This window comes from Campylobacter sp. LMG 17559 (assembly GCF_024723605.1).
GTDB lineage: Bacteria > Campylobacterota > Campylobacteria > Campylobacterales > Campylobacteraceae > Campylobacter_D.
Window position 1 is genome coordinate 154049 of the sequence record NZ_JANQCZ010000001.1, and the last position, 20532, is coordinate 174580.

23 protein-coding genes are annotated in these 20532 nt (G+C 30.2%); 9 read left to right on the top strand and 14 right to left on the bottom strand.

Annotation, left to right across the window (positions count from 1 at the left end; genetic code table 11):
- Positions 1–32 precede the first annotated feature (32 nt).
- From msrP to CAMP5082_RS00805, 3 genes are all read left to right on the top strand, one after another.
- Positions 33–926: a protein-methionine-sulfoxide reductase catalytic subunit MsrP gene (msrP, locus tag CAMP5082_RS00795; RefSeq protein ID WP_257396805.1), complete on the top strand. Its 894-nt coding sequence runs from the start codon at positions 33–35 to the stop codon at positions 924–926.
- Positions 926–1486 (top strand): sulfite oxidase heme-binding subunit YedZ, encoded by a 561-nt coding sequence (locus CAMP5082_RS00800; RefSeq protein ID WP_337205630.1) that lies wholly within the window; start codon positions 926–928, stop codon positions 1484–1486. The genes msrP and CAMP5082_RS00800 overlap by 1 nt, the downstream gene beginning before the upstream one ends.
- Positions 1487–1576: 90 nt before the next feature.
- The gene (locus tag CAMP5082_RS00805) at positions 1577–3472 is read left to right on the top strand and encodes an NAD(P)/FAD-dependent oxidoreductase (RefSeq protein ID WP_337205631.1); all 1896 of its coding nucleotides are present in this window, start codon (positions 1577–1579) and stop codon (positions 3470–3472) included.
- A gap of 30 nt (positions 3473–3502) precedes the next feature.
- Here the strand turns inward: CAMP5082_RS00805 and CAMP5082_RS00810 are convergent, their stop codons facing one another.
- From CAMP5082_RS00810 to CAMP5082_RS00825, 4 genes are all read right to left on the bottom strand, one after another.
- A complete protein-coding gene (locus tag CAMP5082_RS00810; protein WP_337205632.1) occupies positions 3503–4027 on the bottom strand; it encodes a DUF2165 family protein in 525 nt (174 codons plus the stop codon).
- A gap of 66 nt (positions 4028–4093) precedes the next feature.
- On the bottom strand, positions 4094–6214 hold the full coding sequence (locus tag CAMP5082_RS00815) for a heavy metal translocating P-type ATPase (RefSeq protein WP_337205633.1): 2121 nt from the start codon (positions 6212–6214) through the stop codon (positions 4094–4096).
- Positions 6204–6395: a heavy-metal-associated domain-containing protein gene (locus tag CAMP5082_RS00820; RefSeq protein ID WP_263663078.1), complete on the bottom strand. Its 192-nt coding sequence runs from the start codon at positions 6393–6395 to the stop codon at positions 6204–6206. Before CAMP5082_RS00820 ends, CAMP5082_RS00815 begins: the two co-directional genes overlap by 11 nt.
- Positions 6396–6941, bottom strand: a complete 546-nt coding sequence (locus CAMP5082_RS00825; RefSeq protein WP_263737119.1) for a GNAT family N-acetyltransferase — start codon at positions 6939–6941, stop codon at positions 6396–6398.
- A gap of 80 nt (positions 6942–7021) precedes the next feature.
- Between CAMP5082_RS00825 and CAMP5082_RS00830 the strand changes: the two genes are divergently transcribed.
- The 6 genes from CAMP5082_RS00830 (at position 7022) to CAMP5082_RS00855 (ending at position 10795) form a co-directional block, all read left to right on the top strand.
- A complete protein-coding gene (locus CAMP5082_RS00830; RefSeq protein WP_263663076.1) occupies positions 7022–7729 on the top strand; it encodes a YebC/PmpR family DNA-binding transcriptional regulator in 708 nt (235 codons plus the stop codon).
- Positions 7730–7738: 9 nt separating this feature from the next.
- Complete coding sequence (locus CAMP5082_RS00835; RefSeq protein WP_263663075.1) at positions 7739–8221, top strand: peptidylprolyl isomerase; 483 nt, start codon at positions 7739–7741, stop codon at positions 8219–8221.
- Positions 8222–8268: 47 nt separating this feature from the next.
- Positions 8269–8697 (top strand): trehalose-6-phosphate synthase, encoded by a 429-nt coding sequence (locus CAMP5082_RS00840; protein WP_337205634.1) that lies wholly within the window; start codon positions 8269–8271, stop codon positions 8695–8697.
- 49 nt (positions 8698–8746) lie between these two features.
- Complete coding sequence (locus CAMP5082_RS00845) at positions 8747–9352, top strand: DedA family protein (RefSeq protein ID WP_337205635.1); 606 nt, start codon at positions 8747–8749, stop codon at positions 9350–9352.
- A gap of 151 nt (positions 9353–9503) precedes the next feature.
- On the top strand, positions 9504–10280 hold the full coding sequence (locus CAMP5082_RS00850; RefSeq protein WP_263737122.1) for a threonine/serine exporter family protein: 777 nt from the start codon (positions 9504–9506) through the stop codon (positions 10278–10280).
- Positions 10277–10795, top strand: coding sequence for a threonine/serine exporter family protein (locus tag CAMP5082_RS00855; RefSeq protein ID WP_039618755.1), 519 nt, complete (start codon positions 10277–10279; stop codon positions 10793–10795). Before CAMP5082_RS00850 ends, CAMP5082_RS00855 begins: the two co-directional genes overlap by 4 nt.
- Here CAMP5082_RS00855 and argS read toward each other — a convergent pair.
- The 10 genes from argS to CAMP5082_RS00905 form a co-directional block, all read right to left on the bottom strand.
- Positions 10792–12387 (bottom strand): arginine--tRNA ligase, encoded by a 1596-nt coding sequence (argS, locus tag CAMP5082_RS00860; protein ID WP_337205636.1) that lies wholly within the window; start codon positions 12385–12387, stop codon positions 10792–10794. The two genes, CAMP5082_RS00855 and argS, sit on opposite strands and share 4 nt — an antisense overlap.
- 9 nt (positions 12388–12396) lie before the next feature.
- Positions 12397–12636 (bottom strand): twin-arginine translocase TatA/TatE family subunit, encoded by a 240-nt coding sequence (locus tag CAMP5082_RS00865; protein ID WP_039618758.1) that lies wholly within the window; start codon positions 12634–12636, stop codon positions 12397–12399.
- Position 12637: 1 nt separating this feature from the next.
- Positions 12638–13252: a guanylate kinase gene (gene gmk, locus CAMP5082_RS00870; RefSeq protein WP_337205637.1), complete on the bottom strand. Its 615-nt coding sequence runs from the start codon at positions 13250–13252 to the stop codon at positions 12638–12640.
- On the bottom strand, positions 13249–14667 hold the full coding sequence (locus CAMP5082_RS00875; protein ID WP_337205638.1) for a hypothetical protein: 1419 nt from the start codon (positions 14665–14667) through the stop codon (positions 13249–13251). Before CAMP5082_RS00875 ends, gmk begins: the two co-directional genes overlap by 4 nt.
- Before the next feature lie 59 nt (positions 14668–14726).
- Complete coding sequence (gene fliR / locus CAMP5082_RS00880; protein ID WP_263664301.1) at positions 14727–15497, bottom strand: flagellar biosynthetic protein FliR; 771 nt, start codon at positions 15495–15497, stop codon at positions 14727–14729.
- Entirely contained in the window at positions 15484–16119 is a 636-nt protein-coding gene (locus tag CAMP5082_RS00885; protein WP_263679723.1) for an ABC transporter ATP-binding protein, read from the bottom strand. The genes fliR and CAMP5082_RS00885 overlap by 14 nt, the downstream gene beginning before the upstream one ends.
- A gap of 2 nt (positions 16120–16121) precedes the next feature.
- Entirely contained in the window at positions 16122–17198 is a 1077-nt protein-coding gene (tsf, locus tag CAMP5082_RS00890) for a translation elongation factor Ts (RefSeq protein ID WP_337205639.1), read from the bottom strand.
- Positions 17198–17983 carry a 30S ribosomal protein S2 gene (gene rpsB / locus CAMP5082_RS00895; RefSeq protein WP_039626640.1) on the bottom strand — a complete coding sequence of 262 codons (786 nt, stop codon included), beginning with the start codon at positions 17981–17983 and terminating at the stop codon, positions 17198–17200. The genes tsf and rpsB overlap by 1 nt, the downstream gene beginning before the upstream one ends.
- Positions 17984–18156: 173 nt before the next feature.
- Positions 18157–19284, bottom strand: coding sequence for a c-type cytochrome (locus CAMP5082_RS00900; protein WP_263679727.1), 1128 nt, complete (start codon positions 19282–19284; stop codon positions 18157–18159).
- Between the two features lie 2 nt (positions 19285–19286).
- Positions 19287–20531: a ubiquinol cytochrome c oxidoreductase, cytochrome b subunit gene (locus CAMP5082_RS00905; RefSeq protein WP_039668616.1), complete on the bottom strand. Its 1245-nt coding sequence runs from the start codon at positions 20529–20531 to the stop codon at positions 19287–19289.
- Position 20532: the final 1 nt, after the last annotated feature.

Here is a 20532-nt window from a genome sequence, read left to right on the forward strand (position 1 = left end):
TTTTAATATCACAAAACTTATAAAGGAAAATTATGAATATCACAAACGAACAATTATATAAAAAAAGACGCCATTTTTTAAAACTAGGTGCTGGAGCTTTAGTTAGTTCAGCCTTAGTTCAATCTGAATTGATGGCATTAAATTTCTTTCCTGATCCTAATAATGAAAAATTAAAACTTAGCGATGAAAAAATTGCGACTAATTATGTAAATTTTTATGAATTTTCTACTGATAAAAAAAGAGCTGTTGAGCTTGCGAAAAATTTTAATACAAACGGCTGGAAAATAGAAGTTAGCGGGGAAGTTGAAGAGCCTTTGACTTTAACCATGCAAGATTTATTAGCCTTTCCTTTAGAAGAGAGAATTTATAGATTTCGTTGTGTTGAAACTTGGTCTATGGTAGTGCCTTGGGTTGGTTTTGAATTGCGTGCTTTAATAGAAAAATGCAAAGTCAAAAGTGAGGCTAAATTTATAAAATTTACCACTCTTTTTGATAAAAATCAATTTGCTGATCAAGCTTCATTTTTCCCAACTCTTGATTATCCTTATGTAGAGGGCTTAAGATTAGATGAGGCTATGCATCCACTAACGCTTATGGCTGTGGGTATGTATAAAAAGCCTTTATTAGGACAAAATGGAGCGCCGATTCGTCTTGTAGTTCCATGGAAGTATGGCTTTAAAAGTATAAAATCTATTGTAAAAATAGAATTTACCAAAGAACAACCTAAAACTACATGGGAGCTAGCAAACCCTAGAGAATATGGATTTTATGCCAATGTTAATCCAAATGTTTCTCATCCAAGATGGTCTCAAGCAAATGAGCGTCCTTTGGGAGATTTTTTCACCAAGCCTACACAAATGTTTAATGGTTATGAAAAAGAAGTAGCACATTTGTATAAAGATATGGATTTAAAGGTTAATTTTTAATGAGCAAAAAAGTTTATAATATCGGTGGATTTTTAGCCTTTGCTTTAAGTATTATTTTTAGTATTTATCAAATCATGCAAGAATTTGATATTGTAAAATCTATATATTTTTATAGTGGTATATTTGGCTTAATCTTTTTTGGATTGAGCCTGTTTTTTTCACTTTTAAAATATAAACACACAAAAGATTATCCCAAATTTTTAGGTTTTTATGCATTTTTTTGGGCTTTGATTCACTTTTTTAATTATTTTGCTTTTGGAAAAAATTTAGATTTAATACTTTTTTTCAAAGATACTTTTAGTAAAAATTTAGAATTTAGTGGTTTTGTAAGCTTTTTTATACTCACATTTATGTTTATAAGCTCATTTAAGCTTTTTAAAAAAATGAGTAAAATAAGAAAACTTGGATATTTTTGCTTTTTGCTAGTAGCTTGGCATTATTTTTTATCTGCAAAAATACCACAAATTCCACATTTTTTAGCTTTAAGTCTAGCCTTGATTTTTCTACTTATTAAACTATCTAAAAATTATAAAAAGAGAAAAAAAGTAACTTTTTTATAAAAATTTGTATTCAAATGAAACACTTTTAAGAGTAAATATATAAATATATTCTTAAAATAAGACTTGATATATCTTATTTTAAGGACAATCATGCAAAGAAGAGATTTTTTAAATGGAATGGCTTTAACTATACTTGCAGGAATGACTCCTTTGCAAGTATTATATGGTAAAGAAGCCAAAATCGAAGATTTTACCAAAGAATACTATCCTCCAAAATGGCTTGGACTAAGGGGTAGCAATAATGCAAGTTATGAATTTGCACATATGCTAAGAGATGGTGAAAAATTTGACTTTAGCGCTATCAAACCTAAACAAGAATATGATTTGGTTGTAGTTGGAGCTGGAATTAGTGGTTTAGCAGCTGCCTGTTTTTATCAAAACAAATTTGGAAAAGATAAAAAAATTCTTATCCTTGATAATCATGATGATTTTGGTGGACATGCTAGAAGAAATGAAATAGATTTAGAAGATGGTACTATTTTAAGTTATGGTGGTAGCGAAACATTTCAATCACCAAAGGCGTTATATTCTAAAGAAGTAGTAGATTTATTATCATCTTTGGGTGTGGATATTGATGAACTTGCTAAACGTTTTGATGTAAATTTTTATCCTGATTTAAATCTTAGCAGGGGTGTGTATTTTTCTAAGGCTGAATTTGGAGTAGATAAGGTCGTAAGTGGCAACCCTAGAAAAGTAATTTGCGATGATATTCCTGAGGGAAGACATAATGGTAGAAGTGTTGAAGCTTTTATAGGTGATTTTCCTCTTAATAAAAAAGATAAAAAAGATTTAATTACTTTATTTAAAAGCGAAAAAGACTATTTAAAAGGCTTGACAAAAGAGCAAAGAGATGAGTATGTGGCTAAAACAAGCTATAAAAAATTCTTAGAAGAAAAAGTTAAGCTTTCACCACAAGCTGTAAAATTCTTTGAAGGTATGACAGATGACTTTTTGGCTTTAGGTATTGATGCTGTTTCTTGTGAAGATGCTAGAGCTTCATTTTTACCTGGTTTTGACAAACTTGGACTTGATCCAATCGAGGGAGAAGCATTAGCTGAAATGGAAGAACCATATATCCACCACTGTGCTGATGGTAATGCTACTGTTGCTAGATTAATGGTTAGAAGATTAATTCCTGATGTGTCTAAAAAAGGCAAAGATATGGATGAAGTTACTCTAGCTCATTTTGATTATTCTAAACTTGATCTTGCTAAAAACAAAGTGCGTTTAAGATTAAACAGCACTGTTATAAATGTAGAAAATACAAAAGATGGAGCTTTAGTAACTTACGTTAATAAAGGCAAAAATTACAGAGTAAAAGCTAAAAAAGTTGTAATGGCAAATTATAATAGTATGATTCCATACATAGTACCAAGCATGCCACAAGATCAAAAAGATGCTTTGAGTAAAAACGTAAAAACATCACTTTTACACACAAATGTTATTATAAGTAACTGGGAACCATTTATAAAACTTGGAGTACATGAAATTTATTCACCAAAAATGCCTTATGCTAGAACTAAACTTGATTATCCTGTGGATATGGGAGGATACCATCACCCAAGAGATCCTAAAAAGCCTATTTGTGTTCATATGGTATGCTCGCCTTTAGTATTTGCTTCTATGCAAGGAATCGACCTTGAAGGAATGGATGCAAGAGATAGAGCTAGAGTGGGTAGAAATTTATTATTCACTATGAGTTTTGAAGAACATGAAAAAATCGTTCGCGATCAACTTCAAGGCATGTTAGGCTCGGCTGGATTTGACCATGAAAGAGACATTAAGGCTATAGTTGTAAATCGTTGGGGGCATTGTTATTCATATACAGAAAACAGTCTTTTTGATGATAGTGAAGAAGCGCAAAAAACTATAGAACTTGCAAGAAAACCTTTTGGCAATATCGTTATAGCAAATTCAGATGCTGATTGGGATGCTTATATGCACGCAGCAATTGATCAAGCATATCGTGCTGTTAATGAACTATAAAATCAAACTCCTTTTTAGGAGTTTGATGAATCAATCATCATTTTTGATACTAATATAAATTAAAGCTAAAAGCATATAAGTTACTAATCTAGTAGCATCAGGTAAGCCATTCCAAGTTTTGCTCATCCACATACCAAACCATTCTGCAGCCACTACTTGAAAGCCAAAAAACCAAAGTAAACAACAACAAGTTAAAGCAATGATTCCAAATTTTTTAGCTTCATGGAAAGTTTTTACATCTGAATTTCTTGCGTTAAACATATCCAAAGCGCCTTTTAAAGCAGTTAACATAATAAAAGCTTCAAAACAAATAATAAAAATATAGGCAATATGATGGATAGTAGAATTTGTAATAGCTCTATAAACAATAGCATTACCTAAATAATCAGGTTTGGTATCCATGCTCATAACATGTTTTACAAATTGAAAATTTGAATTGTAATCAGTTACATTACCAAAAACAACAATAGCCGCTAAAGAGGCAACTGTAAGCAAGATAATCATTTTAGAATATCTTACTATATTCATCATAGAAAAACCGCAATTGCAATTCATTCTAGTACTCCTTTTTGTTAAATTTATATTAATATAATATAGAAAATATTAAATAAACTTAAATACCTAACGTAATCTTAAAGAATTTAGTACAACTGTTACTGAACTAAAACACATTGCTAAAGCTGCCAAATGCGGACTAAGACTTATAAATGGCACAAAACCTGCTGCAATAGGAATACACAAAGCATTGTAAATAAAAGCCCAAAAAAGATTAAGTTTGATGATATTTTTAGTTTTTTGAGAAAGCTCAAAACAATAAGCTATTAAAGATAAATCATCTTTTATCAAAATCAAATCTCCACTTTTTTTAGCAAGCTCACTTGCTTTGGAAAAACTTATGCTTGCACTAGCTAAATTTAAAGCAGGAGCATCATTGATACCATCTCCTATAAAAAGCACTTTTTCTTTTTTGATTTTTTCTTTTATAAAATCAAGCTTTTGCTCGGGTTTTAAGTCAGAATAATATTCATCAATATTAAGCTCATTTGCTATTTTGGCAACACTTTTTTTATTATCACCGCTTAAAATAATACTTTTTACACCTTTTTGTTTTAAATTTGCTATCAAGTCTTTAGCTTCGTTTTTAAGTTCATTTTTCAAGCAAACCCCACCAAGACAAATTTTATTTTTTGCAAAATACAAACATATAGGTGCTTGATCTTCAAATTCTTGCAAAAATTGTTTGCTTTTTTGTATATCAACACCATTTTCAAGTATTAATTTTTCATTGCCTATTAAATATTTATCTTCATTTTCCTCATAAAGCAAACCACTACCCACTAAAACACTTAATTTTCCTTGCAAATTTAAATTTGCATTCAATTCTTTAGTAAAAGCCTTTGCGATTGGGTGTGAGCTTAAATTTTCAATTTGCGTGAGTTTTTGAAAATTTTCTTGAGTTAGATCATGCTTATAAACACTTAAATCATCTTGGCTTAAAGTGCCTGTTTTATCAAAAATAGCAAGTTTTATACTAGCTAAATTCTCTAGCACTGCTGGATTTTTCACTAAGATAAAATTTTTTGCTCCATTTGCTAAAGCACTAACTATGGCTATAGGGGTTGCTAAGCCCAAAGCACAAGGACAAGAGATTAAAAGCGTAGCACAAGCATGCAAAAATGCTGCATTAATTCCTTCTTTAAAATACCAAAAAGCAAACACAAAAAGTGATAAAATTATAATACAAGCTACAAAATAAGCTGAAATCTTATTAGCTAAATTTGCTAAAGGTGTTTTGACATTACCTGCTTTAAAAACAAGATCTTTGATTTGTTCTAATGAACTTTCAATCGCCTTTTTATTAGCTTTAATCTTTAAACTTCCATTAATCAACACAGTTCCTGCTAAAATCTCATCATCTTGCTTTTTTAAAAGTGGTAAAAACTCTCCTGTTAAAAAACTCACATCAACCTCAGCTTCACCTGCTATAATCACCCCATCAGCAACAACGCTTTCGCCCTCTTTTACTAAAATCACATCATTTTCTTTTACAAAAGCACTGGGTATGCTTTTTATACTTCCATCTTCTAAGATTATATTAGCTTTTTTAATATCTATGTTTTTTAATTTATTTTGATACTCTAAGGATTTAAATTTAGCCTTTTCTTCTAAGTATTTACCTAATAAAACAAAGCTTATAATCATCGCTCCGCCACTAAAATACAAATAACCATCTTTACTAAATATTTCAAAATACACAAAAAAAGAATATACAAAAGAAGCAAAGGCACCTAAGGATATCAAAGTGTTCATATCTAAATTTTTATGTCTTAATCCTTTAAGGGCGTGGATGAAAAAACCTTTTCCACAATAAAAAATCGCTATCATAGATAAAAACATTTGAATTAAAGCAGAAACATTTCCTTGGACAAACATTTCAAAATACATCACAATAGAGCTTAAAATTATACTCATGATAAGCTTTGTTTTCATATTTTTAAGCTCTTTGAGTTTAAACTCGTATAAATTTTGCTCTTCTTGTAATATCTCAAAACCCAAAGCTTTGATTTTTTCTTTGATTTTTACTTCCAAAGATAAATCTTTGAGCAAAAACACTCCACTAGAGTTAACATAAGAAACACTTACATCTTCGACTCCATCAATTTTTGCACAAACTTTTTCTATAGCATTAGAGCAATTAACACAAGTCATATTACCTATTTTTAATTTTAACTCATGCTTCATCTATCTCAAAACCTAAATCTTGCAATTGTTTTTTGAACTCTTCAACTTGTTCTGCTTTTAAATCAATCTCAATGCTTTTTGTTTCAACATTTATTTGCATGGTACCAAATTCATCTTCCAATGAAGCCTTGATTAAATTTACACAACTTTGACAATTAATATTTTTGGTTTTTATAATCATTCATTCTCCTTTTTCTCTGTATTCATATTTATGAGAGTGAAAAATTTTATTTTTTATCAGTTTAAAGCCCATTTTTTCATAAAGCATTTTTGCATTTATATTTTCATCTTCTACGATTAATGAAAGCTTTTTACCATTTTTTAAAGCTTCATTGAAAGCACATTCAATCAATTTCTTAGCAATGCCTTTTCCTCTTGCTTTTTCATCCACACAAATACTATCTAAATAAAACTCATTTTCACATTCTTTTAAAACTTTTTCATTGATTCCTAAAAATTCTAAATGCTCATTTAAAGGCTTATCTAGTTCATCGGCCAAAGCCCCATCATAACAACAAATCGCACCTAAAATTTCCCTATCTTCTTCATAAACATATATATTTTCATAGCTTAAACGATTATTTTCTTGAGTGAAGAAATTTTCTAAAACCTCTATGGCTTTTTGACGATCATTATAACCACTAAGTTTATATATAAAATGATCCATTGCCAAAGCAAGCAATTGTATGCATTTTTTAACATCATCTTTTCTAGCTTTTCTGATCACTCTTTTACTCCTTTAAAATCAAATTTAGACTTCTTAGTTTATACTTTTAACTTTAAAACAATATAAGAAAGAGAGAATTTATGGGAAGAGCGTTTGAATATCGCAGAGCCTCTAAAGAAGCAAGATGGGATAAAATGAGCAAACTTTTTCCAAAACTTGCAAAGGCTATACAAGTAGCAGCAAAAGAAGGCGGAGCTGATCCTGATATGAATCCAAAGCTTCGTAGTGCCATAGCTACTGCAAAAGCTAATAATATGCCAAAAGACAATATCGATGCAGCTATTAAAAGAGCAAGTGGAAAAGATAGTGCTGATATTAAAAATATCCACTATGAAGGAAAAGCAGCACATGGAGCTTTAATCATTGTTGAGTGCATGAGTGATAATCCTACACGCACAGTAGCAAATGTAAAAGCGATTTTTAGCAAAAATGGTGGAGAAATTTTACAAAATGGCTCTTTAACTTTTATGTTTTCACATAAAGCTGTTTTTCATCTTGAAAAATATGATGGAGATTTAGAAGAACTTGAGCTTGAATTCATTGATGCAGGACTTGAAGAGCTTGAGCAAAATGAAGAGGAATTACTAATTATAGGTGATTACACTGCTTTTGGCGAGCTTAGCAATGCCATAGAAAAAAAAGGTTTAGTGCTTAAAAAAGCAGGACTTGAGTATCTTGCTAACAATCCTGTAAATTTTAGCGAAGAACAACTTCTTGATATTGAAAAATTGCTTGATAAATTAGAAGATGATGATGATGTGCAAGCAGTTTATACTAATATAGAATAGGAGCAAAAAATGCTTAAAAAAATCGACACAAAAAATGCAAAAAAATACAATTTTGCTATCATTAGCACCGAAAAAGGTGATATGAAATTAGAATTATTTCCCGATGAAGCACCGCAAACTGTGTGTAATTTTGCTAATTTAGCTAATGATGGTTTTTATGATGAGCTTGTTTTTCACCGCGTGATTCCAAATTTTGTGATACAAGGTGGTTGTCCTTATGGTATAGGCTCAGGTGGCCCTGGCTATGAGATAGAATGTGAATGTGACGATCAAAAACACAAGCACTTAAGAGGTAGCTTATCTATGGCTCACGCTGGCAGAGATACAGGCGGATCGCAATTTTTCATTTGTCACAGCCCGCAGCCTCATTTAGACGGAGTGCATACTATCTTTGGGCAAATTAACCCTGAAGATAAAGAAAGTTTGGAAGTACTAGATAGCATTAGAGCGGGAGATAAAATCAAAACTATCCAAATTTTAGAAAAACTTTAAATTTACATCTCCTTAAAATTGTGCTATGATTTTTAAGGAGATTAATTATGCATTTTATTTTTATTTGTATTCATCTTATTTGCGCTGTATTTTTTATAGCCTATGTATTTTTTGATGTATGTGTTTATTGCTTTGCTTATAAACACGAAAGCAAAGAAGATTGCGATAAAATTAAAAAAGCCTATACCAAATCAAGTATTTTTATTTTTGCTGGTATTTTTATCTTGCTTTTATTGAGTGGTTTTTATCTTTTAAGTTTTTATAAATTTAATTCTTTTTGGGATTTTTTTGCAAGCAATTTTGGCATATTTTTATTTATCAAACTTTTATTATTAATAACAATGCTAGCTTTGACTTTTTATTCTTTATTTTTTATAAAAGTTTTAAAAAGAAAAGATCCTTTAAAATCTCACTTGATTGCATTGATTTTATGTATTTTAATAGTCATTTGCGCAAAAGCGATGTTATATTTTTAAAACATTAAAACTAAACTTATATCATTAGCTTAAAAAATAAAGGTTATTTATGCTTGGTGATATTATAGATTTTTTACTCACTCTTGCAAAAGATTGGGGTTATTGGGGGATTATTTTTCTTATGTTTGTAGAAAGTTCCTTTTTTCCTTTTCCTAGCGAAGTAGTGATGATACCTGCTGGATATTTAGCTCATCAAAACGAGCTTAACTTTTGGCTATGTCTATTTTGTGGGACTTTTGGAGCTCTTTTAGGAGCTTTATTAAATTATTATTTATGTTATTTTTTAGGGCGGGAAGTTCTTTTAAAAATATGCAAATATTTTGGAGTTAATGAAGCAAAATTTGCTCAATTTGAAGCTTTTTTTAATAAACATGGTGAAATATCAACATTTAGCGGTAGATTAATCCCAGGTTTGCGTCAATACATTTCTTTACCTGCTGGACTTGCGAGAATGAATTTAAAAAAATTTATATTTTATACTAGTTTAGGGGCTGGAATTTGGTGTTTAATCTTACTTATATTAGGTTATATTTTAGGTAAAAATGAAGATTTAATCAAAGAATATCTGCATTTTGTTATTGTAGCTTGTATTGTTTTTGCTGCTATGATTGTAGCTATTTATATCTATATTCAAAAAAGAAAAAAGGTATCTTAAAATCTCTATTTTAAACACCTAGTTTAATTAGCTAGGTGTTTTATAATTTTCTTTGATTTAATATATATTTTTCTAAAAACCTTTAAATTTATATGATTTTATATTTGATTTTTGATAAAATCTTATAAAAACTATTTCAAAGAAAAATGTTATGCAAAAACCATCAATTCAAAATTTAACGGATTTTTTAATCGAATACATTAGTGTTTTTCTAAGTGCTGGAACTTATACAGCAAGAGTGGCAAAGTGCGTTGGAAGGATAGCTAATGCGTATGGTTATGAGATTAACATGAATTTTTTCTTTCATCATACCACACTAAATATTTTTGATAAAGATGATAATTCCATACAAAGAACCTATATCATACCTAATAAACACAATCACATTAACTTTAAACTTATTTTAGAGCTTAGTGCATTAAGCTGGCAAATTCATGATCATAAATACAACCTAGAAGAAGCTAAATTTTCTCTTATAAAACTCAAACAAAGCACAAGAAATCCTTTTTTAGCGAATTTATTTTTAGTTTCAGTGGCAAACTCAGCATTTTGCAAGCTATTTGGAGGAGATTTTTATGGTTGCTTATTTGTATTTTTAGCTACTTTAGTAGGTTTTAGCTTAAGAGTTTTACTCACTAGAATAAAAATTGATTTAAGAATTCAATACATTATTTGTTCTTTTTTATCCTCTTTTATTGTATTTTTTGGGGTGGATTTAAAACTCGTGCAAGAAGCTAATGTTGCTTTAGGTTCTAGTATATTGTATTTAATTCCTGGGGTTTATTTTATAAACTCCGTTATAGACATTTTAAAAGATCATATACTCATGGGACTTAGTCGTATTATAAGCGTAGCGATATTAGTATGTTGTATTGCCATTGGAATTTATACTACTCTTAGTATTAGTGATTTTGGGATTTTAAGATGATTGATTATTCTTCTATACTTTGGGATATGTTTTTTGCAGCTTTAACAGGTTTTGGCTTTGCTTATGTGTGTAATCCGCCCTTTAAAACACTCATACTCTCAGCCATATTAGCCGCTATAGCTCATGGCATGCGCTTTACCTTGATGGGATATTTTGGCTTTCAAACCTTGGCTATTGCAACCTTTATAGCTTCTTTTAGTATAGGCTGTCTTGGTTTATTTTTAGCTAAGATTTTTAAAACACCTGCTGAAATCATAGCTTTTCCCGCTCTCATTCCTATGATACCTGGAATTTATGCATATAAGGCCATATTGTATTTAATTTCTTTTATACGCTCAGAAGATATTAGCGAAAAGACTAATTTCTTGATTCAATTTTTTGATCATTTTTTTACAACACTTTCAGTAACACTAGCCTTAGCAGTAGGAGTAAGTGTGACTTTGCTTTTATTTTTTGAGCAAAGCTTTATGATGACAAGAAGTATTAAAAAAAGTAAAAATCACGATCAAAATTAATCGTGATTCATTTTATTTTTTGCTTCTATCCCCATAAGCGCAAAAGCTGTTTTAATACTTAAAGCACATACGGCAAAAAGTTTTAAAAGCTCATCTTCATTATCTGAACCAACTACTTTATTTTCATTATAAAATTTATGAAATAAAGAAGCTAAATTTTTTAAATAATCAGGAATTTTTTGCAAGGCTCTTGACTCAAATGCGTCATTAAGCACTGCTTTTAAATTTAAACTTTCAAATAAAAGATTCATGCCATCTTCATTCAAACTCTCAAATTTAGCATGCATAACATCATCTACACTCTTACCGGCTTTAGCAAATACTTGATGAATTCTTGCATGAGCATAATTAATATAATACACGGGATTAGAACTATCTTCTTTTTTAAACTCGTCTACATCAAACTCTAAATGTGTATCACATTTTTTACTAATAAAAATATATCTTAACACATCACTACCAAGATCTTCTAAAACATCACCCATTAAGATGAAATTTCCTGCTCTTTTGCTCATTTTATAAGGCTCACCATTTTTTAATAATGAAACCATTTGCGCTAAGATAATTTCAAGATTTTGACTATCATGACCTAAAAATTCCATAGCAGCTTTCATTCTAGCTATATAACCATGATGATCAGCTCCCCATATATTAATACACTTATCATAACCGCGGCTCATTTTATCTTTATGATAAACTATATCAGCAGCTAGATAAGTTCCTTTTCCATCATCTTTAATAATCACACGATCTTTTTCATCGCCTTTAGCACTTGATGCAAGCCAGATTTTACCATCTTGTTCATAAGTACCACCATGCTCTTTTAAAGCTTTTAAGGTATTTTCTAATTCATTATAATAACTCGTTTCGCTCACATAAGTATCAATAAATATCTTAGCATCGGCCAAATTTTGCTTGATAATTTTAAGCATTTTATCCTTAGCCCAAAGTGCTAATTGCGGAATGTTTTCTTCTACAAAGAAATCTTTTTCAAAATCAACAAAAGCTTCTTTTGCTACATCTACGATATATTCGCCTTTATAATACTCATCAGGATATTGAACTTGCTCTTTTAAACAATGCTCTTTTACTGCAAGTAATATAGAAAGACCTAAAAGATAAATTTGATTACCCGCATCATTGACATAATATTCTGTATCAAATTTATACCCTAAATGCCTAGCAACCCTAGTTAAAGTATCGCCAAAAATAGCCCCTCTAGCATGTCCTATGTGTAAAGGTCCTGTCGGATTTGCACTCACATATTCAAGTAAAAAACTCTGCTCTTTTTTATCATCTTTTGCAAAATTTTCACTATCGCCCAAAGCTTGCGTAGCCAAAGAATTTAAAAAAGTTTTTGAAAGTTTAAAATTTACATAACCATTTAAAGCCTCTACACTTTCAAAACAATCACAATTTTTTAACTTAGCAACAATATCATTGGCAATTATCATAGGATTTTGCTTTAATTCTTTAGCCAAAGAAAAAGCCAAAGGCGTGGCAAAATGAGCTAGATTTTTATTCTTGGGATTTTCTAAGATAAAATCTCTTCCTAGTTTTTCTTTAATTTCTTTATAAACTAAAGTTTTCAATGTATTGCCTTAAGCTTTTTTTACTTCTTCGTTATTTTCTTTTACAAGAACATCTTTTTCATTGATTTTTTCAATTTTTTGCGCGTCTTCTTGAACGATTTTTTTATCATCTTCTGTATTCATTTCATCTTTAAAAGTTTTAATACCTTTTCCTAAGCCTTTAGCAAGCTCTGGAATTTTTTTTGCACCAAAAAGTAACACTACTATAAGTAATATAATCAACCATTGAGTTCCGCTTGGCATATGCATTTTATTCTCCTTTATTCCATTGAATTTGAATTTGTTTTAAATCATGTTTTGTACTTTTTAATTTTGAAGCTTCAAAAACCGCTTCTAACTCCCTATAGCTTTTTTCAAGATCATCATTTATGATTAAAAAATCATATCGATCTAAATAAGCCATTTCATCGCTAGCATTTTCCAATCTTTTGCTAATATCTTCTATTTTATCAGTATTTCGCTTAAGCAATCTTTTTTCAAGTTCTTTTTTATTTTTAGTTGTAATAAAAACAGAAGTAATATATTCAGGCATTTTTTCTTTAGCTATACAAAAACCTTGCACATCGATATCAAAAATGACACTTTTACCCTCTTGTAATGCTTTTTTCACAGGGATTAACGAAGTGCCATAATAGTTTTTATGCACCAAAGCCCATTCTAAAAAATCACCTTTTTCTATACCTTGTTTAAATTCTTCTTCGCTAATAAAAAAATAATCTACTCCATTTTTTTCATTTTCTCTAGGAGCTCTTGTTGTGCTTGAAATAGAAAAATAAATATTATCTTTTTCTCTAAAAAGCCTTTGAAGCAAGGTACTCTTCCCTGCTCCACTTGGCCCTGAGATGATTAAAATTTGGCCACTCAATGTTTATCCTCATCAAAGCTTATGTTAATGTTTATATTCATTTTCATGCCTTTTAAGGCTGCTTTTAAAGTATCATCAGTAATACTCGAAGTGATAGTTTGAGCTATGCTTTTACTAAGCTCATTTACCATTTCATCTTCTTGTAAATTCTCTGCTTTTTCTTCAGTGTTTACCTTGCTTATTTCTTTCTTTTCTACAATAGCTGGAGCAAGTTCTTCTCCTAAAGCTAACATAATATCATTTTCGTTTAAATTTACAAATTCATCTTGCGTTTCATCTAAAACTTCACTCATATCTTCCTCTATATTTTCCTCATTCACATCGGCTTGTGATTTCATTTGTAAATCTTCACCCTCACTTAAATCCTGCATATCAAAATCACTCATTAAATTCTCATCAATATCACCAAATTCTTCATCTAATTCATCAATAGCAGCTAATTCTTCTTTTATTTTATCTTGAGTGCTTAACTCCTCTTCTGGTTGAAAATCATCTATACTTTCATCTTCAAAAACCTCTTCTACTAAAGGTTCATTTTCTTCTGCAACACTATCATCATCTTTTGCTTCACCAATAAATTGAGCATCTTCAGGTAAATCATCAAAACTCATCTCTTTTTCGCTCATTTCTTCAACCATAGGTAAATCATCAAGAGAATCAAATTCGGCGGGATTTTCTTCTATATTTTCTTCTATATTTTCTTCTATATTTTCTTCTATATTTTCTTCTATATTTTCTTCTATATTTTCTTCTATATTTTCTTCTATATTTTCTTCTATATTTTCTTCTATATTTTCTTCTATATTTTCTTCTATATTTTCTTCTATATTTTCTTCATGTTGTTCATCTACTAATGTTAACTTATCATCTAATTCCTTGTCAATATCAGCTTCATTTGATAATTTAGATTTATCTTCAGCTTCTAATGAATTATCTAAATTTTCTTCAAAAAAATCTTCTTGCAGATTTAAATCATCTTCACTTAAACTTTCTTCATGCTCAGACAAATCAATACCAGCCAAAAGTTCATTTCCATCTAAAGGCATATCTTTATCAATCAAAACATCCTCATCAAAACTCAATTCATCTTCTTCTAAAGTACTATCCTTACTTTCACTTAAAGTTTTTTCATTACCCAAAAGTTCTATAAAATCAGTCGGTAAAAAAGGCTTATATAAACACTCTACGCCTTCTACTTGCTCTTGGTTTCTAGGCAATAAATAAATCAATCTATTGCATTTACTTTTCAATTCATCTAAATTAGCTTCAATATCATGATCTATGATGATAATATCATAAAATTCTTCAAGTTCTTCAGCATTTGCAAGCTCTTCAAATTCATAACCTAGTTTTTGAACCCCTAAACTAATTAATTTTGAAACAGCTACATTAGAATTTATCAGCACAACCTTCATCTGTCATCTCCCAAGTTAAAGAAATGTATTATTTTAAAACATTTTTAATTATTTATTGCTTATATATTGAAAAACAATAACTCCATATGCTCAAAACTTTTTAACATTAAATTTTTAAAATACTGCATCATGATGAGTAAAATAGCAATAAGCACCGCAAAAGATAAAAATATCTTGATAGGATAACCCACCACTAAAAGATTAAATTGTGGCATAGTTTTCATAAGCATACCAAAAATAACATCTGATAATAAAGATATTGCTAAAATAGGAAAAGCCATAGAAAAACCGAGCACAAAGATATTTACCATAGCTTTATTCAAATAAAGCATTAAATTCTCATGCGGATAAAATCCACCCAAACTAATATAATCTAATGAACTAGATATAAAAAGCAATACCAAATGATGACCATCAAATGCTAAAAAAACCAACAATGCAAGCAAATTTAAAACTTGAGAAATTACTGGAGTATTAGCACCTGTAGCTGGATCTAAAATACTAGCCATAGAAAAACCCATGGTAAAAGAAATTTGCTCACCTGCCATTTGTAAAATGGCGAAAATCATTTGTAAAATTAAACCTGCAACCATCCCAAAAAGCACTTCACTTAAAAGATACAAAATAAAAAAAGAATCAGGTGTATTATTTTCAAGTTTTGCCAAAGGATATAAAAACATTGTTAAAAATAAAGCTAAAGTTGTTTTTACTACCAAAGGTATACTATTGTGAGAAAAAAAAGGGAAAAATACTATTAATCCACTCATTCTGGCAAATAAAAGCATGAAAATTACAACATTTTCATCGCCTAAATATTTAACAAATTCCATAATTACTTAAATGATAAATCCTATCACATTTTTTAGCAAGTTCTTGATCGTGAGTCACAAAAACTAAAGCTGCATTATTTTCTTTGACATAACCAATCAAAATATCTAACACATTTAAAGCATTTTTAAAATCTAAATTACCAGTAGCCTCATCAGCAAAAATGATTTTTGGTCTTTTACTTAAAACTCTAGCTATACTTACTCGTTGCTGCTGTCCACCACTTAATTTTGTGATCTTTTGATTCATTAAATCAACAATATCAAGTTTTTTTAATAACTCATAATCGATATTTTGCCTACTCAAAATACTTGCAAGCTCTATATTTTCAAAAGCTAAAAAACCTTTAAATAAATAATGCATTTGAAAAATAATCCCAAAATCTTTTCTACGAATTTCTAATAAAGCTTCATCGTTTAAGGAATACAAATCCTGATTATTATAAAAAACTTTTCCTGATTGAGGTTTTAACAAGGTAGATAAAATATGCAAAAGAGTAGATTTGCCACACCCACTACTTCCACATATTGCAATACAATCTTTTGCATTTAAAGTAAAATTTAGATTTTCAAAAAGCGGAATATCAAAACTATGGCTTAAATTTTCCGCTTTTAAAAGTTCCATTTTTAACCAATTTGCGCAGCAACTTCAGCAGCAAAATCTTCAGTTTTCTTTTCTAGACCTTCACCCACTTCAAAACGAATAAATTCTACTATTTTAATAGCTCCACCAAATTCTTTTTCTTTTTCTGCAATTACTTGCTCGACAGTTTTTTTATCATCCATCGCATAAAACTGTCCCATTAGGGTAAGTCTACCATCAAGCTGAGAATTATCCGCTATAAAGCTATTTAGTTTACCTGGGATAATGTTAGGCCAAATTTTTTCTGGTTTTCCTTGTGCTTGAAGTTCAGCTTTAATAGCTTCTTCAGCTTCTTGGATTATCTCTTGAGTTAATTGCTTTCTACTTGCAAATTTTGGAATTTTAAGCTCTGGCTTATTAGGATCTTTTAATCTTCTTCTTTCTTCATTTTCTTTTTCCAACTCTGCAACTAAAGCTTTATATTCATTTTCTACAAAATCCATATCAAGCTCTTCATAAGATAAATAACTTGGTTTCATTGCAGCAATATGCATACAAAGGTGTTTTAAAAATTCTCCACACTTATTAGCCGTAGCTTCGCTATCACAAGCTGCAGCAATAATAACACCCACGCGTCCATTAGAATGAACATAACCATTTACTGCTCCACTAGCTCCAGCTTTTACAGTAGCAAATCTTCTTACAACTAAATTTTCACCTATAGTTGCAATTTGATTTTTTAAATATTCTTCAAATTTAACACCATTAATCTCACTTGAATGCAACTGCTCAACATTTTGAAGGCTTTTAGCTTGAATATGTGCTGTTGTATCTTTTGTTAAAGCAATAAATTGTTCATTTTTAGCAACGAAATCGGTTTCAGAATTGATTTCACTTACAGTTGCACATTTTAAATCATCACTTACTTTTACACTTACCAAACCTTCAGCAGCTAAACGATCAGCTTTTTTATCAGCTTTTCCAAGTCCTTTTTCTCTTAAAAGTTGTACTGCTTTTTCAAAATCACCATCTGTATCTTTTAAAGCATTTTTACAATCCATCATACCTGCGCCAGTACTTTCGCGCAGTTCTTTTACCATTTGTGCAGTGATTTCAGCCATTACTCTTTATCTCCTTCAAAATCTTCTTCACTCATAGCTTCTTCTAAAACTTCTTTTTTTTCTTCTTCAGAGATTGGTTGTTCTTCATTTACTTCACCATCTTGCTCTCTTAAAGCTTTACCTTCATTGATTGCTTCAGCCATTTCTTGGCAGAAAAGTTGAACTGAACGAATCGCATCATCATTTCCTGGAATTGGGAAATCAACTAAATCAGGATCGCAGTTTGTATCTAGTGGAGCAACCACAGGGATTTTTAATCTATTAGCTTCTTGTACCGCAATTTTTTCTTTAACAGTATCAATAACAAAAATCATATCAGGTTGAGTTTTCATATATCTAATACCACCAAGATATGCTAGTAATTTTTCTTTTTTTCTAGTAAGCATTAAAGCTTCTTTTTTAGTTAAAAGTTTAATACTTCCATCTTCTTCCATTTTTTCTATAACTTCTAATTTTCTAATCGATTGGCGGATAGTTCCAAAGTTAGTCATCATACCACCAAGCCATCTATGATTTACATAAGGCATACCGCATTTTTCAGCATATTCTTTAATCGCTCCACCAGCTTGTTTTTTAGTACCAACAAATAAAATTGTTTTACCTTCTGCAGCAGCATCGCGAACGATGTTATATGTATATCTAAAGTATCTAAGTGTTTTTTGTAAATCAATTACATAGATACCTTTTCTTTCTCCAAAAATAAATTTTTTCATTTTTGGATTCCATCTTCTTGTTTGGTGTCCAAAGTGTACACCACACTCTAATAAATCTCTCATGCTTACCATGAAATTCTCCTTGAAATAAAATAATTAGGTTTATTCCTCCGCATTCTTTAACCCATAAGCAACCTAATAAGGAAATTAATGCGTGTGAAATGAAAGAATATTATATCAAATTTTATTTTATATTTAGCTTATTATTGAAGAAAAAGAACGCCACAAGGCGTTCTTTGGGTAAATTAGTGTAGTTTTGACCAAACTGATCTTTTCCAGCCTATAGCAAAAATACTTAAGATAGCAAAGAATATCATGATATAAATTCCTGTTTGCTCTCTTTCTTCTTTTTTACTATCACCAACTTTTTCAAGATAATTAATAACTTGAGTTTGTGCTTTTTCATTCAAACCAACTCTTGGCATAGCAGTTCCATGAATTTTCTTTTGAGGTTCATTGATGAAGATTTCAAGATAATGTGCACCTTTAGAACGAATCATCATAGATAAATCTGGAGGTGTCATACCAAGATAATTTTTTAAATCACTCATATTTGAGCTTGAAACAAAGCCATCATATTTTACATCATGGCATCTTCCACAAGCATTTTCAAATGTATGTTTGTTTTTAGCAAAATCAAACTCTTTTGCAATTAAAGCTGTTTTTGCTTGCTCTGAAAGCTCTTGATTTTTAGCATATTTTTCTTCTAAATCAGCTTTTAATTTTGCATCAAATTCTTTTTCATATTCACTAGCTGTATTTTTAAAGAATGCAATTAAATCTGCTAAATCTTGATTATCTTGTGTTTCATCGCCACTTAAAGGATAAGCAGGCATTAAGAATGGATTTTCATCATTAAATTTATGTGAAATTTGTAAAGCTTTAACTGGATCAACAATCAATGCTGCTAAAAATTTCTCATCATAGATAGCACCCGCATCACTTAAATCAGGAGGTGTTACACCCAAAGAAGAATCTGTAATAGTAGCAGGAATTCCGACAGCCTTCACACCATGACATGCAATACAATTTCCTTCAAAAAGTTCTTTTCCTTTTTGTGCATTACCTTTGCTAAAATCGATTTTTGCGATTTTTTCCCACAATTGCTTAGTAGCTTCTTCTTGGCTTTTTGCAAGTTCTAATGCTTTTTGAGCATTAGCTATAGCTTTTTCACTTCCTGAAGCATTAGCATCCACTGCTGCTTTTTCTTTTAAAGCAACTTCACCTTTGGTAAATTCTGCATCAGCTTTTGCAAAGTCAAAATTAACTGGAGTTGAAGGAGGATTCATCACTGAATGCGCGTAAGGCTCAACCCCCCAATAAACTAAACCTGTGAAAAAGACAACTACAAAAAATATTTTTAATTCTCTCATTATTAGCCCCTTTTTCTTTCCATGATAGTAATAATTGGTAAGACTACTAACAATAATAGTAAAAATACCATAGAAGCATAAAATCCTATCCAAGCATTAATTCCTGTTGGAGGAAGTTTTCCATAAACTGTTAGTACAATTAAATCTATCAATAATACCCAAAACCATACAAAAAACATTGGTCTTTCATGTGCTGGTTTTACAACATCACTTCTATCAAGCCAAGGTAATAAGAAGAAAATAATTTGTGCTATACCAAATGCTGCAAGTCCTATATCAAAAGCTTTAATGCTTCCAACATCAAAGAAAAATCCTCTTAAAACTTCATAACTCCACAAGAAATACCATTCAGGATAAATATGAGGAGGTGTTTTTAAAGAATTTGCTGGGTCAAAGTTGATTGGATCCATTGCAAAATTGAATTTAAAACATACCAAGTAAAAAAAGAAAATCATAAATAGCGCAATATACATAAAATCTTTAGCTAAAAATCCTGGCCAAAAAGGAATAACTTTAGAACCTTTTGTATCACCTGCTAAATATTTTTCAGCTTCTAAATCAAAATCAATTTCTTCTGAAATTTCATTATTTACATGAGGAATTCTTAAAGAATAAAAGTGAAATGCAATAATTGCTAAAATCACAATAGGCAATAAACATACATGCAACATAAAAAATCTAGTTAAAGTTGGATCTGAAACTGCAAAATCTCCTCTTATCCAAATAACCAACGCATCACCTATAAAAGGAATTCCACCAAAAAGTTGAGTAATAACTTGAGCAGCCCAAAAACTCATTTGCCCCCAAGGCAACATATATCCACTAAATGCTTCTGCTGAAAATACAACAAATAAAAGCATACCACTAATCCAAATCATTTCGCGGCCTCTTTTATAAGAGCCATAATAAATTCCTGTTAACATATGGATATATATGATTAAAAATACAACCGAAGCAGCCACACCGTGCATATGACGCCAAAGCCACCCATACTCCACTTCTTGCATAATGGTTTTATTTACGCTATCAAAAGCCAAAGCTACATCTGGCTTGTAATACATTACTAAAAATAAACCTGAAATAAATAAAATAGCAAAAAGAGTAGTTAAAATAACACCCATTGCCCATAAGAAGTTAATTTGTTTTGGTATCCAATATTGAGCCATTAAAACATTAAAAAGCTTATTTACAGCTAATCTTTGATCAAGCCAATCTACAATACCATTTGCTTTTTTTATCTGTGCCATA